General features: G+C 68.7%; 8 protein-coding genes and 2 pseudogenes. 4 read left to right on the top strand and 6 right to left on the bottom strand.

The window, feature by feature from the left end:
* Positions 1-11: 11 nt before the first annotated feature.
* On the bottom strand, positions 12-5369 hold the full coding sequence (gene pulA / locus J8M50_RS12575; RefSeq protein ID WP_010351988.1) for a pullulanase-type alpha-1,6-glucosidase: 5358 nt from the start codon (positions 5367-5369) through the stop codon (positions 12-14).
* A 197-nt stretch (positions 5370-5566) separates the two neighbouring features.
* Between pulA and J8M50_RS12570 the strand changes: the two genes are divergently transcribed.
* Complete coding sequence (locus J8M50_RS12570; RefSeq protein ID WP_040835790.1) at positions 5567-7648, top strand: carbohydrate-binding module family 20 domain-containing protein; 2082 nt, start codon at positions 5567-5569, stop codon at positions 7646-7648.
* 67 nt (positions 7649-7715) lie between these two features.
* Here J8M50_RS12570 and J8M50_RS12565 read toward each other — a convergent pair whose 3' ends face one another.
* The 4 genes from J8M50_RS12565 to J8M50_RS12550 form a co-directional block, all read right to left on the bottom strand.
* Positions 7716-9371: a glycoside hydrolase family 13 protein gene (locus J8M50_RS12565; RefSeq protein ID WP_010351986.1), complete on the bottom strand. Its 1656-nt coding sequence runs from the start codon at positions 9369-9371 to the stop codon at positions 7716-7718.
* A gap of 198 nt (positions 9372-9569) precedes the next feature.
* Entirely contained in the window at positions 9570-10433 is an 864-nt protein-coding gene (locus J8M50_RS12560) for a sugar ABC transporter permease (protein ID WP_010351985.1), read from the bottom strand.
* A gap of 16 nt (positions 10434-10449) precedes the next feature.
* A complete protein-coding gene (locus J8M50_RS12555) occupies positions 10450-11451 on the bottom strand; it encodes a carbohydrate ABC transporter permease (protein ID WP_010351984.1) in 1002 nt (333 codons plus the stop codon).
* A 140-nt stretch (positions 11452-11591) separates the two neighbouring features.
* Positions 11592-12860, bottom strand: a complete 1269-nt coding sequence (locus tag J8M50_RS12550) for an extracellular solute-binding protein (RefSeq protein ID WP_010351983.1) — start codon at positions 12858-12860, stop codon at positions 11592-11594.
* Between the two features lie 285 nt (positions 12861-13145).
* Between J8M50_RS12550 and J8M50_RS12545 the strand changes: the two genes are divergently transcribed.
* Both J8M50_RS12545 and J8M50_RS12540 read left to right on the top strand, forming a co-directional pair.
* Positions 13146-14183, top strand: a complete 1038-nt coding sequence (locus J8M50_RS12545) for a LacI family DNA-binding transcriptional regulator (RefSeq protein ID WP_010351982.1) — start codon at positions 13146-13148, stop codon at positions 14181-14183.
* Positions 14184-14282: 99 nt separating this feature from the next.
* Positions 14283-15084 (top strand): annotated as a pseudogene (locus tag J8M50_RS12540) (phosphatase PAP2 family protein); the annotation flags it as partial.
* Between the two features lie 1115 nt (positions 15085-16199).
* On the opposite strand, the gene J8M50_RS12535 reads toward J8M50_RS12540, so the two are convergent.
* A complete protein-coding gene (locus J8M50_RS12535; RefSeq protein ID WP_010357502.1) occupies positions 16200-17078 on the bottom strand; it encodes a LysR family transcriptional regulator in 879 nt (292 codons plus the stop codon).
* A 90-nt stretch (positions 17079-17168) separates the two neighbouring features.
* On the opposite strand from J8M50_RS12535, the pseudogene J8M50_RS12530 reads away from it, so the two are divergent.
* Positions 17169-17987, top strand: a pseudogene (locus tag J8M50_RS12530) (DMT family transporter); the annotation flags it as partial.
* Between the last annotated feature and the right edge of the window lie 26 nt (positions 17988-18013).

The following is an 18013-nucleotide window of genomic DNA, read 5'->3' as shown; positions in this document are numbered from 1 at the left end:
GTACTGTCAGATCAAGCCGTTCGGGAGAAAACCGCCACCGTGCGCCCCGGAACGGCGAACGTGCCCGAATTCCGCTCGTAGTGCGCCCCCTTCACGGTAGAGTCCGCCCCCGCGCGTTGCACAGGGTGCAACTGATAATCGGTACCCGCGAGTTGGGTCACCGTCTGGTCCTGGGCGGTGGGTGTCGCGTTGAGGACGACGACCAGGTCACCGAGGCGCATGGTGATCACGCCGGGGGTCTCGGCGGTGCCCGACAGGGGGAACGACAGGGCGGACTGAACCTGCGCCGTCGTACGGAGCGAGAACGCCTTGTCGGTCGTACGGATGCTCAGCAGATCGCGGTACGCGGCCGAAGCTGCCTGGATCTGGGGGCAGTTGACCTTGATGCTGTTCAACAGGGGCCTGGCGTAGGGCCACTTGTCGGTGTTGTCGGCGGCGGGTGGCAGGCCCCGGCCGAAGCCGTTGCCGTCGGCGCAGTTCCAGTGGATCGCGTTGAACCAGTCGCCGCTGTCGTAGGAGTTGCGGTCCAGGGACTTGGAGCGCAGGAGGTCGCTGCCGGCCTGGGAGAGGGCGGGGCCCTGGGAGAGGAGGGCCGTCGCCATCGCGAGGACCTGCATGCGGGCGCGGTCGTCGGCGCTCGTGCGGGCGGGGAGTTTGAAGGCGAGGGCGTCGAACAGGGACTCGTTGTCGTGGGCGTCGGCGTAGGCGAGGACGTCACCGGGGTTCGCCGCGTATCCGGCGGGCTGGCCGTTGTAGTCGACCTGGGCGCCGGTGACGTCGTGGCCGTTCGTGTCGGTGAAGCGGTAACCGGCGAGGTTGCCGGTCAGGCCGACCTTGATGAGGTCCTGGTAGTGCAGGAGGCGGGCCTTCTGTTCGGCCGTGGTCCCGTTGGCGGGCGAGGAGTTGGGGTCGGTGTAGAGGCCGGAGGCGAAGCCCTGGACACCGGGGTCGGTGTCGAAGGGGCCGCCGCCGCGTACGGCATCCCTGGCGCGGTCGGAGAAGGTGGCGATGCCGGTTCCCGCCATGTTCTTCTGCGTGGCCTGGACGAAACGGGCGTCGTCGGCGACCTCGCCGAAGTTCCAGCCCTCGCCGTAGAGGATGATCTTCTTGCCGTCCACCCCGTCCCTCTGAAGAGTGAGGGCGTCGAGAGCCTTGCGTACGGCGAGGATGTTGGCCTTGGGGTGGTGGCCCATCAGGTCGAAGCGGAAGCCGTCGACCTTGTACTCCTTGGCCCAGGTGACGACCGAGTCGACGACTAGTTTCCCCATCATCGCGTTCTCGGTCGCGGTGTTGGCGCAGCAGGTGCTGTTGGCGACGCTGCCGTCGGCCATCAGCCTCTGGTAGTACCCGGGTACGACCTTGTCGAGCACGCTGGTGTCGGCCTGACCGGCTGCCGCCGTGTGGTTGTAGACCACGTCCATCACGACCCGTAGCCCGTCGTCGTTGAGCGCCTTCACCATCCGGCGGAACTCCGTCGTACGGGTTACGCCGTCCGGGTCGGAGGCGTACGAGCCCTCGGGGACCGTGTAGTGGTACGGGTCGTAGCCCCAGTTGTAGCCGTCCTTCGCGGCGATCTTCGCCACGCACTCCTGCTGCTTCTCCGAGTCGGCGGGCAGGGCGGCGAGGTCGCAGTCCGTCGTGGCCTGGTCGGCGCGCTTCTCGGGGATGGTGGCGATGTCGAACGCGGGGAGCAGGTGGACGTAGTTGGCGCCGGACTTCGCCAACTCCCGCAGGTGCTTGGCGCCGTCGCTGTTCCTGTCGGTGAACGCCAGGTACTGGCCGGGGTGTTGAGAGGTGCGGTCGGCGATCGAGAAGTCCCGGATGTGGAGTTCCTGGATCTCGGCGTCGTTGATGGGGGCGGCCTTGGGCTTGGTGTAGGTCGTCCAGCCGCTGGGAGCGAGGGACTTGTCGTCGAGGTCGACGATCAGGCTGCGCTCGGAGTTGGCGGTGAGGGCTACCGAGTAGGGGTCGGTGACACGGTTGGTGACGATCTCGCGGACGGTGGGGGCCCAGACCTTGACGAGGTAGCGGTAGGGCTTGTTCTTCCAGCTCTTCGTGCCGGTGACCAACCAGACGCCGGTGGTGTCGTTCCGCCGCATGGGGACCGTCCTGCCGTCGAGGTCCAGGGCGACGGACTGGGCGGTGGGGGCCCAGACGGCGAGGGTGGGGCGGTTGTTGGTGAAGGTCGGGCCGAGCTTGGTCTTGGTGGCGTCGTAGAGGTCGTCGAGGGCTCCGGCGATCTGGACGCCGGTCGCGGTGAGCACGGCTCCGTTCGCCGCGCGCTGGGAGGCGACCAGTTGGCCGCGCAGGGCGTCGCGGACTCGGGCACGGTCGCGGGGGTCGATCGTCCAGGCCGTGTAGTCCTTGAGGTGGGGGTACTTGGCCTTCTGGGCGTCGGTGAGGGTGGTCTTGGTGAGGCGGAGCCAGCGTTCGTCGTCGCTGGTCAGGGTGGCGTTGGTGACCTTGATCGAGCCGTCGTGGGAGTACAGGAGCTGGGTGGAGGCGGCGGCCTCGCTGCCGTTCCAGGCGAGGGTGTTCCGGTCGATCCAGATCGCCTTGGAAGTGGTCAGGTCGAGGGCGGCGGCGCTTCCGGCGGGCTGTGGGAGGAGGTACTTCTCCTGGCCGTTCAAGAGCCACACCTCGTGTCCGTTGGCGGTGAGGTCGAGGGACTGGTCCGTGGGGAGGTCTTTGTCGTCGCCCTTGTGGAGGATGTAACTCAGGCTGGTGGCACCGGGGTTGAGGGGTACCTCGTATACGGCGCCGTACGCGTCGATGCTCTTCGGCTTCAGCGGGGCCGACCAGTCGGTGGGGGTCGCCGCGCCCGTCCAGACGTGCAGGCCCCAGCCGTCGTAGGCACCGTCGGTGCGGTGGTAGTGCAGGATCGCCTTCGTCTTGTCCTGGGCGGGGTAGTCGGGGCGGTCCGTGCGGACGTCGGGCTTGCCCTGGTCGATCCAGACCTCGCCGGTCTTCGTGACGTCGATCGTGCGGTCGGTGGCGACGTCCTTGGTGCCGTCCTTGTCGATGACCAGGAAGGAGACGGTGGAGGCGCCGGGCTTCAACTTGACGTAGGCGAAGGCTCCGTAGGCGTCGCGGCCGGTGAAGGGGTGGCTCGCGGGCCAGGTCGTGGACTCGCCGTCGGCCAGGTCGCCCCAGGCGTACAGGCCCCAGTTGGCATAGTCGCCGTCGGGGCGGTTGTAGTGGACGATCGCGTAGTCGCGGGAGGTCGCGGTGGGGGGCTGTTCGACGGGCGGGGTGCCGGTGGTCGTGGACGCGGTCGCGGAGGCTCTGCGGCCTGCCGAGTCGACGGCAACCGCCTTGTAACGGACGGGAGTTCCGGGCTTCGCTGTGATCGTCTGGGTGACCTTGTAGGGGGCGTGGTCGGCCGAACCCAGGGTCTGCCAGGGGGCGTTGCCGGTCTGGGCGGCGAAGATCACGCGGTTGAGCCGGCCGCCGGTGACGTCGGCGGTGAGGTCGACGGTGCCGGTGGCTCCGGTGGGCGGTGCGGTGAGGGTGATCTTCGGGGGCGTCGTCGGCTGGGCGAGGTCACCCTTGAGTACTACCGCTTTACCCGGCGGGACCGTGAGGGTGACGCGGGCGGCGGTGTCGGAGCGGACCGTGGCCGTAGTCCCGTAGATGCCCCGGTAGCCCATACCTGAGGACGAGGTCGCGAAGGTCGCCGTCTTCGGTTCGGTCGCGTTGTTGAGGGCGACGACGTACTCGGTGTGCTTGTCGCTGCGGGTGAACGCGTAGACGCCGCTGCCCTGCGCCGCGTACCGCTCTGTCTGTACGCCGTCCGTGAGGGCCGGGTTGGCTTTGCGGAGGCGGGAGAGGCCCGCGATCTGGCGGTAGAGGGGAGCCGTCGGGTCGTAGGCGTCGCTCGCGTGGGTGCGGGTCGTGCCGATCTGGTCGTCGTCGAGGTAGTCGGGGGTGCGGGAGGCGAACATCGACTGGCGGGCGTCCTTGTCGCCACCCGCACCGGTGAAGCCCTGCTCGTCGCCGTAGTAGACGACCGGGTTGCCCCGGCTGAGGAACATCAGCTCGTTGGCGAACTCGTCCTTGGCGAGGAGTTCGGCGTCGGTGGCCTTCGGGTTGTCCTGCTCGATGAAGGTGCCGATGCGGCCCATGTCGTGGTTGCCGAGGAAGGTGACCTGTTCGTAGGCGTTCGCCTTGTCGGTCGTGTACTTGTAGTCGGCGCCGAAAACTTGCGCAAGGGCTTGCGCGCTGCCGCCCTGGGAGGCGTACCGGCGGGCCGCGTCCTGGAAGGGGAAGTCGAGTGTCGCGTCCAGGCGGCCCTGAGTGACGTACGGGGACGTGATGTCCGTGTCGGCGGAGTAGACCTCGCCGAACATGAAGAAGTCGTCCCGGCCGTGCTCGGCCGCGTAGGCGTCGAGGGCCGTCGCCCACTGCGTCCAGAACTCCATGTTCACGTGCTTCACGGTGTCGATCCGGAAGCCGTCGATGCCGAAGTCCCTGACCCAGCGTTCATAGATCTTCTCCATGCCGGTGACGACCTCGGGGCGCTCGGTCCACAGGTCGTCGAGGCCGGAGAAGTCGCCGTAGGTGGTGGACTCTCCGGCGTAGGTGGAGTCGCCGCGATTGTGGTACATCGTCGGGTCGTTGAGCCAGGACGGGACCTTGGTGGTGCTCGCGGTCTTCGGAGCGGCCTTCGGGGTTCGCGGGAACGAGTCCGCATCGACCGCCGGGAACTTCCGCTTGCCGTCGGCGTATTGGGCGTCGTCGAAGGGGCGGCCGTCCTTCGTCAGGTACGGAAAGGCGCCCTTGGAGAGGTAGTTGTAGGACTGGGGGTCGTAGTCGACGACGTCGGCGGTGTGGTTGGTGATGACGTCGAAGAAGACCTTCATGCCCTTGGCGTGCGCCTTGGAGATGAGGGTTTCGAGGTCCTGGTTGGTGCCGAAGTGCGGGTCGACCTGGGTGAAGTCGGTGATCCAGTAACCGTGGTAGCCCGCCGAGGCGTTGGCACCGATCCCCTGCACGGGCTGGTTCTTGAAGATCGGTGCCAGCCAGATCGCCGTGGTCCCCAACCCCTTGATGTAGTCGAGGCGTTGAGTGAGGCCCTTGAGATCGCCGCCCTGGTAGAAGCCCTTGTCGGTGGGGTCGTACCCGGTGCTGAGCCGTGAACCGGTGAGCCCGCCACGGTCGTTGGCGGTGTCACCGTTGGCGAACCGGTCCGGGAGGACGAAGTAGAACTGCTCCCGCGTCGCGTCGTGCCGGGCGGGCTCGGCGGCGAGCTTCGCGTCCGAGGGCGGCGGGGGCGGGGCGGTGGCGTGCGCGGCGACAGGTGGGGTGAGCGCGGCGGCGAGTGCGGCGACTGCGACGGCGGCGATCCGCCGGGGCCATCTCGGTGTCACGGGCGGGAACTCCTAGCGATTGCCTTGCGGTTACGGCGGGTCCGACCCCGCGTGACCGTATCGCTCACGCAAGGTTTACAGCAAGATGCTTGCAACAGACAGAAAGAATTTGCATCCAGCGCCTTGACGTGCCCGCCACAACTGCCCCACGCTCACGAATTGTTGAACTGTGATCCCTCATGTTCCGGAGCCGCAACATGATCCGACACCACCCCCCGGGTGTCCTCCCCCGCGCCCTGCGCCTCACCGTCGCGAGTGCTCTCGCTCTTGCCGGTGTCGTCGCTCTTCCCGTCTCCTCCGCCCACGCCGACACCACCAGGAAAGGCGATGTCATCGCCAACCTGTGGGAGTGGAACTGGGACTCCGTCGCCTCCGAGTGCACCAATGTGCTCGGGCCCGGCGGGTACGGCGCCGTGCAGGTGGCGCCGCCTTCCGAGTCGCTCAAGCAGGCGTCGCTCTACTGGTGGGACGTCTACCAGCCGTACTCGTACAACCTCAACAGCCGGTTCGGTACGGCCGCGAAGTTCCAGGCGATGATCAATGCCTGTCATACCGCAGGTGTAAAGGTGTACACCGACGCCGTCATCAACCACACAGCCGCGCAGACCGGTACGGGGTACAACGGGACGACCCTCACCAACAAGTACGACACCCCTGAGTGGGACCGCGCCGACTACCACGACTCGTCGAGCTGTCCTACCTCCGACCTCGCCATCCAGGACTACGGCAACCTCACCCAGGTGCAGAACTGCGAACTCCTGGGTCTGCCCGACCTGAAGACCGGCACGGACCACGTCCGCACCGGCATCGCGAACTTCCTGAACTCCCAACTCGCCCTCGGCGTCGACGGGTTCCGGGTGGACGCGGCGAAGCATATCCCCGAGGCCGACCTCGCGGCGATCGAGTCGAAGCTGACCGACACGAAGGCGGGCGCCGATCCGTACGTCTTCCAGGAGGTGTACCCGGGTTCGACTCCGCAGCCGGCCGACTACTACGCCTCCGGCGACGTCCTCGACTTCACGTACGCGAGCAAGCTGAAGTCGGCGTTCCAGGGCAACGTCAGCGACCTGGCGTCGCTGTCCTCGTCCGGCATCCTGCCCGCCGACAACTCCGTGTCGTTCGTGACGAACCACGACACCGAGCGCAACGGCCTGCACCTGTCGTACAAGGACGGCGACGCCTACCGGCTCGCGAACCTCTTCCAGCTCGCCTACAAGTGGTCGACGCCGACGGTGTACGCGGGCTGGCAGTTCACGCAGAGCGACCAGGCGCCGCCGAACTCGGGCGGGTTCGTGACCAACACGGACTGCGCCAACGGCTGGTACTGCCTCAACCGCGACACCGCCGTCATCGGCATGGTGTCCTGGCACAACGCCGCCGACTCGGCCGCGGTCTCCGACTGGCAGACCAAGTCGTCGTCCGTGATCGGCTTCGGCCGCAGCGGCGCCGGGTTCTTCGCGCTCAACAACGGTTCCTCGGCGGCGACTTACACGTTCGCGACGGGGATGGCCGACGGGACGTACAAGAACGTCATCGACGGCGGGACCAGCACGGTCACCGTCTCGGGCGGCAACGCGAGCCTCACGATCCCGGCGAAGAACGCGGTCGCGTTCTACAACGCGTCGTACACGTGCCCGATCAGCTCCTGCACCGGCGGAGGCGGCGGTGGCGGTGGCGGCGGCTCGACGACCGTGAACGCGACCTTCAACGAGTACGCGCCCACGTCCTCCGGGACCAACGTGTACGTCGTCGGTTCCCTTGCGGCGCTGGGGAGTTGGGACACGTCCAAGGCCGTCGCCCTCTCGTCCAGCGGTTACCCGGTCTGGTCGGGCACGGTGTCCGTCCCGGCGAGCACGTCCTTCGAGTACAAGTACCTCAAGAAGGACGCCTCCGGCGCGGTCACCTGGGAGTCCAACGCCAACAGGGCGGGCGCGGCCGGGACTTCGGCGCTCACCCTGAACAACTCGTGGAACGTGGCGGACGCGAACGCGACGGACGTGACGTTCAACGAGACGGCGACGACGACGTCCGGGACGAACGTGTACGTGGTCGGTTCCCTTGCCTCGCTGGGGAGTTGGAACACGGCGGACGCGATCCCGCTCTCCTCGGCCGCCTACCCGACCTGGTCGAAGAGGGTGATCGTCCCGAAGAGCACCGCCTTCGAGTACAAGTACCTGAAGAAGGACGCCTCGGGGACGGTGACGTGGGAGTCGGGCACCAACAGGTCGTACACGACCGGGAGTTCGAGCGGCTACACGACCAGCGACACCTGGAAGTAACGGCCGGTAATCGGTTGCACAACACGGGACCGGCCCTCGGAAGGGGGCCGGTCCTTCGTCGCGCCCGTCAGCTCGCCGTGAACCACACGGTCGTGTCCGCCGGAACGGTCACCCCGTCGAACTCCCCGCTGGCGAGCAGTACCCGCCCGTACTCGGGAACGCTCACCGCGTCCCCCGTGGTGTTGGCGAACGCCACGAACTCCCCCCGCCTGAAGGCGAGTACACCTTCCGGCGACGGCAGCCACTCGACGGACTCGCCCGCCCCGAGGCCGGCGTGCTCGCGCCGGACGGCCAGCGCGGACCGGTACAGCTCCAGTGTCGACCCGGCCACCCCGGTCTGCGCCTCGACGCTCAGCTCGCCCCAACTCGCGGGCTGCGGAAGCCAGCTGCCGCCCGCGCCGAAGCCGTACGACTCGCCCTCCCGGTCCCACGGGATCGGCACCCGGCAGCCGTCGCGGAAGCCGTCCTGGCCGGCGCCCCGGAAGTAGGCGGGGTCCTGACGCACCTCGTCGGGCAGGTCGACGACGTCGGGCAGGCCCAGCTCCTCGCCCTGGTAGATGTAGGCGGAGCCGGGCAGGGCCAGCATGAGGAGCGTGGCCGCGCGGGCGCGGCGCAGGCCGAGTTCACGGTCCCCGGCGAGGCGGATCTGGGTGCCGAGGCCGGGCTCGTTGGCGAAGCGGGTGGCGTGGCGGGTGACGTCGTGGTTGGAGAGGACCCACGTCGCCGGGGCGCCGACGGGACGCATCGACTCCAGCGTGAGGTCGATGACCTCGCGGAGCTTCGCGGCGTCCCAATCGGTGGCCAGGTACTGGAAGTTGAAGGCCTGGTGGAGTTCGTCGGGGCGGACGTAGTTGGCCGTGCGCTCGACGGTCGGGGTCCATGCCTCGGCGACGAAGATGCGTTCCCCGGAGTATTCGTCGAGGACCTTGCGCCAGGCCCGGTAGATGTCGTGGACGCCGTCCTGGTCGAAGAACGGCATGACATCGTTGCCCAGCAGCTTGACCTGATCGCTGCCGCCGATGTCGGGGAGTCCGGCGGCCTTGACCATGCCGTGGGCGACGTCAATGCGGAAGCCGTCGACGCCCATGTCGAGCCAGAAGCGCAGGATGGAGCGGAACTCGTCGCCGACGGCGGGGTGTTCCCAGTTGAAGTCGGGCTGCTCGGGCGCGAAGAGGTGGAGGTACCACTCGCCGTCCGGGAGCCGGGTCCAGGCGGGCCCGCCGAAGATGGACTCCCAGTCGTTGGGCGGGAGTTCACCGTCCGCGCCCTTGCCGGGCCGGAAGTGGTAGCGCTCCCGCAGCGGCGAGCCCGGGCCCTCCTCGACGGCGCGCTTGAACCACTCGTGCTGGTCGGAGGAGTGGTTGGGGACGAGGTCGACGATGACCCTGAGGCCGAGTCCGTGCGCGTCGCGGATCAGCGCGTCGGCGTCGAGGAGCGTGCCGAACATGGGGTCGACGGCGCGGTAGTCGGCGACGTCGTAGCCGGCGTCGGCCTGCGGGGAGGCGTAGAAGGGGCTGAGCCACACGGCGTCCACGCCCAGCTCGCGCAGGTACGGCAGGCGGGTGCGTACGCCGGCCAGGTCGCCCATGCCGTCGCCGTTGCCGTCGGCGAAGCTGCGCGGATAGACCTGGTAGATCACGGCCTCCCGCCACCAGTCGGGGCGGCTCGCCTCGACGGTGACGGTGACCTGGGCCTGGTCGGCTGCGGAGTGCTGCTGGCTCATGGCGTCCTTGTGCTGGTCGATCGGGCGGAGGGATCGTCGTACAGAAAATACGGAGAAAGCAGAGAAAGGGGCGGCCGTAGGGGTCAGCGGGGTCGGAAGGACCGCTACGGCCGCCGCCCCGCTCGTGACCATGGGTATCAACAACCGGCAGGCCACGGGCGGGAGTTTCGGGAAAAGCGCAGGTTTTGTCGCTGCGGATCAGCCCTTTGTACCGCCCGCGGTGAGGCCGGTGACCAGGTTCTTCTGGACGAGATAGAAAAACGCGGAAACCGGTATCGCGATGAGTACGGCGGTGGCGGCCATCAGGTTGCGCTGGGCGTCGTGTTCACTGACGAAGCTCTGGAGGCCGACGGCGAGCGTGTACTTCTTGTCGTCGAGCATGAACGTCGTCGCGAAGGCGACCTCGCCGAACGCGGTGATGAAGCTGTAGAAAGCGGCTACTGCGAGGCCGGGCCGGGCGAGCGGGAGGATCAGCCGGGCGAAGGTGCCGAAGGGGCTGAGTCCGTCGACGCGTCCCGCCTCGTCGATCTCGAAGGGGATGGTGTCGAAGTAGCCCTTCAGCAGCCATGCCGAGTACGGGACGGCGGTCGTGCAGTAGACGAGGATCAGGCCGAGGTAGCTGTCGATGAGCTGGAGGTCGGCGAGGATCTGGTACATCGGCACCATGAGGACGGCGACCGGGAACATCTGGGTGAGCAGCAGCAGCCACATGAACTTGCGGTAGCCGGGGAAGCGCATGCGGGAGACGGCGTACCCGGTGGTGGCGGCGACGAAGACGCCCAGGAAGGTCGTGCCGAGGGAGACGATCAGCGAACTCTTCAACCAGTCGAGGAAACTGGTGTGTTGGAGGACGAAGCTGTAGTTGTCGAAGGTCATCTTCGACCAGATGCCGCCGGGGTGGAGGTAGTCGTCCTTGTCGGGGCCGAGCGACAGGAACACCAGCCAGGCGACCGGGAAGAGGGCGATCAGGCTCGCCAGGACCAGGATGCCGTGCGAGGCGAGGGAGGCCGGCAGGCCGCTTCGGCCGCGCCGCCGGACGGGGGTGCTTGCAGTGGTGGTCACGGGGTAACTCCCTTCGCTAGAGCGCGGCTTGCGGGTCGTTGCGGTTCAGCCAGCGCCGGTAGAACGAGGTGAACACGACGAGGATGCCGAGCAGCAGGATTCCGTACGCGGCCGACTGGGCGAAGTCGCGCGGCTGTTGGCCGAAGCCGAGGTAGTAGGCCCAGGTGACGAGGATCTGCGCGTCGGGCGCGGTGTTGCCGAACAGCAGGAAGATGACGGCGAACTGGTTGAACGTCCAGATGATGCCGAGCAGGACGACGGTGGAGGAGACCGAGCGCAGGCCGGGCAGGGTGACGTACCGGAAGCGCTGCCAGGGGCTTGCGCCGTCCATCTCGGCGGCCTCGTAGAGGGAGCTGTCGATGGACTGGAGGCCGCCGAGGAGCGAGATCATCATGAAGGGGACGCCGCACCAGGTGTTGACCATGATGGCGGCGAACCGCTGCCAGAAGGTGTCCTCCAGCCATTGGGGCTGCGGCAGGTGCAGTGCGTCCAGGGCGGAGTTGATGATGCCGCTGTCCGCGAGCATGAAGCGCCAGCCGAAGACGGTGACGAACGTCGGGACCGCCCAGGGGAGGACGAGCAGGAGGCGGTAGAGGGTGCGTCCGCGGCGCTTCTGGTCGAGGAGCAGGGCGAGGGCGAGGCCGATCGTGTAGTGCAGGGCGACGCAGAGGGCCGTCCAGACGATCGTCCAGATGAAATGGGACCAGAAGCGGTCGTAGGCGGTGTCGCCCCACAGGATGTCGGCGTAGTTGTCGAAGCCGATGAACTTGTAGGTGGCGTCGATGTGGTTGGCGCCGATCGTGCGCGCGGTGTTGAGGCTGTCGGCGTCGGTGAGGGTGAGGTAGAAGCCGTAGACCAGGGGGTAGACGACGAGGACGCCGAGGACGACCACGACGGGGGCGATCATGGCGTACGCGTACCAGTACCGGTCGTACCCTCGCTTCAGACGCCTGCCCAGCCCCGGCTTCGGTTCGCCGGGCCGTTTACGGCCGGTCGCTCGGTCGATGGCGACTGTCATTTCGACACCTTCTGACGGTTCAACGGGGGGTACTACGACCACGGGGGTACGGCGGGCCGTCCCTCTCCGGAGTTACGGCAGACCGGTGGCCGCCGGATTCCTCCCCCGCTTCTCGCGGGAATCCGGCGGCCACGCGGGGCTCACTTGCTGAAGTCGGGGACCAGCTTGGCGATGGCGGTCTCGGCGGCCCCGAGGCCGGAGTCGAGGGACTCCTTGCCGCCCGCGATCTTCGGCAGTTCGGTGTCGAGGGGACCCCACAGGGAGCTGTACTCGGGGAGCGCGGGCCGGGGCTGGGCTGCGGCCAGCACCGTCTGGTAGCCGGCGATGCCCGGGTCGGCCTTGACCTCGGCGGTGTACGCGTCGTCCCGCGTCGGCAGCGTCGAGTTCTTCAGCGCGATGGTGGCCTGCGACGCGGCGGACGTCATGAAGTTGACGAACTTCAGCGCGGCCGTCTGGTGCGACTTGTCCGAGCCCGCGTACACGGAGAGGTTGTGGCCGCCGGTCGGCGCACCCGCCTTGCCGGTGGACCCCGCCGGGACGGTGGCGATGCCGAGGTTGGCCTTGTCCTTGAACGCGGCGCCCTTGTAGAAGTTCGTGATCTCCCACGGCCCTTGGATGATCGCGGCGACCTTGCCGTTGACGAACGCGTCCTGGATATGGGCGTACGCGTCGGCGGTGGTGTCGGCCTTGTGCAGGCCCTTGCCGTCGAAGAGGGAGAGCCAGGTGCCGTACGCCTTCTTCGCGGGCGCCGAGTCGACGGTGACCTTCTTGGCGGAGGCGTCGACGGTGTCGGTGCCCTCGCCGTACAGGAAGCTCTGCGCGTAGTACGCCTGGGTGGAACCCCAGTAACCGTCCACGCCCGTCTTGTCCTTGACGGTCGCGGCGGCCGTCTTCAGCTCGTCCCAGGTCTTGGGCGCGGCGACGCCGGCCTTGGCGAAGAGGGCCTTGTTGTAGACGAGCGCGAGGGTGTCGGTGACCAGCGGGACGCCGTACGTCTTGCCGTCGTACTTGGCCTGTTCGAGCAGGTTGGGCTTGAACTTCGCCTGGTCCGCGAGGGCTTCGGTGCCGTCCAGCGGCAGGAAGAAACCCTTCTTGGCGAACGCGGGGGTCCAGCCGACCTCGGAGCGCAGCACGTCCGGCGCGCCGGAGGCACCGGCGGCGGTGTCGAACTTGTTCTGCGCCTGGTCGAAGGGGACGTTGACGTACTTGACCTTGACGTCCTTGTGCGCGGCCTCGAACTGCTTGATCAGCGCACGGTACGTGGGCGCCTCGTTCGTGGCGTTGGAGGTGTCCCACCAGGTGATGGTGGTCGGGCCCGAATTGTCGCTGCCGCTGTCGTCCCCGCCGCACGCCGTCGCCGTCAGGGCGACGGACGCCACCAGCGCGGTGGCCGCTATGCCACGCCGCATGAGTCTCTCCTTGGGTCGAAGCCCGTGCCTGCCGGGCGTCAGGGAACGTAACAAGGCTGCAAGCGTTACGAAAGGTCTTGCAGCAAAAAAGTGCAAGAAACCGTCGCCGTTATTCGCGCGTGACCTGGGGAGAGTCTCTGTGAGACCGTTGTTTCCAGGGTTGGCTGGGCACTTCTGGCGTATGTAAGACTCTGCAAGCTCTTGCTGACACTTTCCCGAGGGGACGCGATGACACAGCAGCCGGGACGGGGGCGTCCTCTGGGCCGCCCGGTACAGTCCACCCCTGTGACCACACGGCTGGCCGACATCGCCGCGCAGGCGGGGGTGAGCGAAGCGACGGTCAGCCGGGTCCTCAACGGGAAGCCGGGCGTCGCCGCCACCACCCGCGAGTCCGTCCTCGCCGCGCTCGACGTCCTCGGCTACGAACGGCCGGTACGGCTGCGGCAGCGCAGCGCCGGTCTCGTCGGCCTCATCACTCCCGAGCTGGAGAACCCGATCTTCCCGGCGCTGGCCCAGGTCATCGGGCAGGCCCTCACCCGCCAGGGGTACACCCCCGTACTGGCGACGCAGACGCCGGGCGGCTCCACCGAGGACGAGCTGACGGAGATGCTCGTCGACCGGGGCGTGGCCGGGATCATCTACGTCTCGGGGCTGCACGCGGACACCACGGCCGACATGCAGCGCTACGAGCAACTCCGGGCACAGGGCGTGCCGTTCGTGCTCGTGGACGGGTTCTCGCCCAAGGTGCAGGCGCCGTTCATCTCGCCGGACGACCGGGCCGCGATGACCCTCGCGGTCAGCCACCTCACCTCGCTGGGGCACACCCGGATCGGGCTCGCCCTCGGGCCCAAGCGGTTCGTGCCGGTGCAGCGGAAGATCGAGGGGTTCGTGCGGGCGATGCATGAGACTTTGGGACTACCCGCGCAGACCGTCGAGACCGACCTCGTCCAGCACTCCCTGTACACGCTGGAGGGCGGACAGGCGGCGGCCACCTCGCTCATCGAGCGATCGTGTACGGCCGTGGTCTGCGCCAGCGACATGATGGCGCTCGGCGCGATCCGGGCCGCCCGGCAACTCGGTCTGACCGTCCCCGGGGACGTCTCCGTGGTCGGGTTCGACGACTCCGTGCTGATCGCGTTCACCGATCCGCCGCTGACCACGATCCGCAAGCCGGTCCCGGCGATGGGGCAGGCCGCGGTGCGTACGCTCCTGGAGGAGATCGGCGGCACGCCCGCGCCGCACAGCGAGTTCGTGTTCATGCCGGAACTCGTCGTACGCGGGTCTACCGCATCGGTACCGGGGGACCGTACGACTCGTCCCTGAGGTGGAGCCCGACCCCGTACGCACGCGGTAGGACGTGCGGGTCCGACCAGCCCAGGGGATGATCGGGGGGACAGCTCTTTTCTGGCAGACTTCATATCTATGGGTGACGTAACCGTGACATCTTCGGAAGGCCGGGAGCCGACCGTTCCCGTCTCCGTCACGGCCAAGTCCCGACGTGTGCACAGCCCTCGTCGTCCACGTCTGTGGTTCGAGATCCTGTTGATCGCGGTGAGTTACTGGACGTACTCGCTGATCCGCAACGCGGTCCCGGAGCAGAAGTCGGAGGCACTGCGCAACGCCGACTGGATCTGGCGGATGGAGCATCACCTCGGCATCGCCGTCGAGGAGTCGGTCAACCACGCCGTGAACTCGGTGACTTGGCTGATCGTGGGCATGAACTACTACTACGCGACACTGCACTTCATCGTCACGCTCGGGGTGCTGGTCTGGCTCTACCGCAGCCATCCCGGTCGGTACGCGGCCACGCGGCTGGTCCTCTTCGCGACCACCGCCGTAGCTCTCGTGGGGTACTACTTCTACCCCCTCGCCCCGCCCCGGCTCATGAACGGCGGCGACTTCATCGACACGGTCGTCGTGCACGAGACCTGGGGGTCGATGGCCTCCGGCGACCTCAAGAACATGTCCAACCAGTACGCCGCGATGCCGTCCATGCACATCGGGTGGTCGCTGTGGTGTGGCCTGACGATCTTCTTCCTGGCCCGGCTGCCGTGGGTGCGCGTCCTGGGGCTCCTCTACCCGACGGCGACCCTGATCGTGATCGTCTCGACGGCGAACCACTTCTGGCTGGACGCGGTGGGCGGCATCCTGTGCCTGGCGTTCGGGTTCTTCGTGGCGTGGGCGGTGTATGGGACGTCGCCGTACCGGCTGCCGCAGACGGTTGCGGCGGGGGTGCCGGCGTGGGATGTGGTGAAGGGGGCTGCGGCGAGGCTGTCGGGGAGGGCGGGGGCCGGTGAGGTGACGGGGTCCGTGACGGAGGTTGCGGCCCAGGACGGCGATGGCGCGAAGCTGGCCCGGAGCGGCGAGGGCCAGGCGGTGTCCCGGGGCGGGAGCCCGGCAGCGGCGCAGCCCGAGGGGGCGGCCGAGGCCCGGAACGGAAGCCCGGCGGCAGCCCAGCCCAAGAGTTCGACCGAGGCCCGGAGCGGGAGCTCGGCGGCAGCCCGCAGCGGCCCAGGGCGAGAGTCCTACCGCAGCCCAGCCCAATAGATCTGCCGAGGCGCGGAACGGAAGCCGCCCGGCAACGGCCCAGCCCGGGAGTTCCACAGCGGCCCAGAGCGGAAGCCCAACGGCAGCCCAGCCCGAGGGGGCGGCCGAGGCCCGGAACGGGAGCCCGGCGGCAGCCCAATCCGGGAGTTCCGCAGCGGTCCAGGGCGGGAGCCCGACCGCAGCTCAACCCAAGAGATCTGCGGAGGCCCAGGGCGGGAGCCCGACCGCAGCTCAACCCAAGGGGGCGGCCGAGGCCCGGAACGGGAGCCGCCCGGCAACGGCCCAGCCCGGGAGTTCCACAGCGGCCCAGGGCGGGAGCCCGACGGCAGCCCAGCCCAAGAGTTCGGCCGACGCCCGGGGCGAAGGGTCGGCGGCGGCTCGGATCTGAGCGTCCGCCGCACCCCGCCCGGCCGGGGCTGAGAGCCCTGTGCCACATCCCCGGTCGAATCAGCGCACGTCGTCTGATGCCCCCATGCTCTGGCGAGCAGAGGGACCCCCAGATCGCAAGGCACCGGAGCGTCCGCGATGGGGGTGCCCCCTGGTCGAGCGAAACCGAGAGCTTGAGGGAGGAGCCACGTGGGCGTTTCGGCGACGCCGCTGGGGGTCCCCCTGCTCGCAGAGCTTGGGGGAGTGCGTGCCAGGCGGCGGGCGCCCGGCCGGGGATGCGACACAGGCTCCGAGGCTCGACAGCGCGTCGGCAGCGGCACCCGCCTCACACCCGAGGCCCCGCGCCCTGAACCCCTGCCCCTGCCCCTGCCCCTGCCCCTGCACGGCAGCTCAGCGCGAACGCGCCTACCCCTCCCGCCCGGACCCGGCCGCCCGCCTGAGCGCCCGTACGAACGTCCGCAGCGCCGGCGTCGTCTCCGCCCCCTCCCGTACCCCGACGCAGATCCGGCGCGCGGCCGGGGTCCCCGCCAGGGGGCGTACGGCGATGTCGGCCCGGGCCGCGCCGAGGCCCAGGCGTGGGATCAGGGCGATACCCAGGCCAGCCGCGACGAAGCCCTGCGCGGTGACGTAGTCCTCGCTGTCGACCGCGAACTCCGGCCGGAACCCGGCGTCGGCGAACGCGGCGAGCTGCGCGTCGAGGCAGGGGCCCGGCCACTCGCTGCCGACCCACGGTTCACCGGCGAGCGAGGCCAGGTCGACGGCGTCCAGCTCCGCCGCCGGGTGCCCTGCGGGGAGGACGACGACGTACGGATCGTCCAGCAGCGGCAGCACGCGCACGCCCTCGCACTGCTCCTCCCCCACGACGAGTACGGCGTCGGCGTGACCGTCGCGGACCGCCGCGAGGTGGTGGGTGATGTCGGTGAGCCTCAACTCGACGCGTACGCCGGGGTGTTCGCGGCGGACGTCCGCGACGGCGGGGGCGACGAGGTAGGCGCCGGCCGTCGCGAAGTACCGCACCGCGAGGCGCCCCGTGCGGCCCGCGAGGAGGTCGGCGAGGTCCGACTCCGCCAAGTCGAGCTGTTTCGCGACGAGTTCGGCGTGCTCGCTGAGCAACACGCCTGCCGCCGTGGGCCGTACGCCTCTGCCGACCCGCTCCAGCAGTGCCGTACCGGTCTCCTTCTCCAGCGCGGCGATCTGCTGGCTGACGGCGGAGGGGGTGTAGTCGAGGGCGCGCGCGGCGGCGGTGACGGAGCCGCTGTGCACGACCGCGCGGAGGATCTGCATGCGCCGGACGTCTATCATGCAGTCCAGCTTAAGGGTTCATGCTGGATCTTTCACTTGTCCTGACAGGTCGGGGCGGCGACTGTTGTGGGCATGCCTACCTTCCGTATGGCGGCCCTGGCTCTGCTGTGGGGGTCGGCCTTCCTCTGGATCAAACTCGCGCTCGACCACGGGCTCACGCCGGTACAGATCACCGTCGGGCGGTGCGCGCTGGGGGCGGCCGTGCTGCTGGCGCTGGCATGGCGGGCGGGGCAGCGGCTGCCGCGAACGCGGCGGGTGTGGGGGCATCTCGTGGTCGCCGCACTGTTCTGCAACGCGGTGCCGTTCGCGTTGTTCAGCCTCGGTCAGCGGACGGTGGACTCGGGGACGGCGGGGGTGATGAACGCGACAACTCCCTTGTGGTCACTGGTGATCGGGATGCTGCTGGGGAGCGCGGAGAGACGTCGGGTGTCGGGGCTGGTGCTCGGTTTCGGCGGGGTGCTGCTGGTCTTCGCACCCTGGCAGAGCGGCGGGTCCCTGTTGAGCTGGGACGCACTGTTCCTGCTGGGAGCGGGGGCCAGTTACGCGATCGCTTTCGCCTACATGGCACGCACGCTCACACCCAACGACGCCCCGCTCGCGGTCTCGGCGGCTCAACTCCTCACAGCGACCGCGTGGAGCGGGCTTGCGGTGCCGTTCGCGGGACCCGTAAAGGCCGACGTGACAGGGCTGTTGGCGCTTCTGGCACTGGGCGTGCTGGCGACGGGCGTGACCTTCTACCTCAACTATCAGATGATCGCCGAGGAGGGGCCGACCAGTGCGGCGACGGTCGGTTATCTGCTCCCGGTGGTGTCCCTGACGCTGGGCGCGCTGCTGCTCGACGAGCCTTTGACGCCGAGGGTGTTGGCGGGGATGGTCGTGATCCTGGCCGGGGTGGCGCTGACCCGGAGGCGTACCGC

It is taken from the genome of Streptomyces acidiscabies (genome assembly GCF_020010905.1).
GTDB lineage: Bacteria > Actinomycetota > Actinomycetes > Streptomycetales > Streptomycetaceae > Streptomyces > Streptomyces acidiscabies.
Note: the sequence above shows the minus strand (reverse complement) of the source record. Positions and strands in the feature narration are given on the sequence as shown.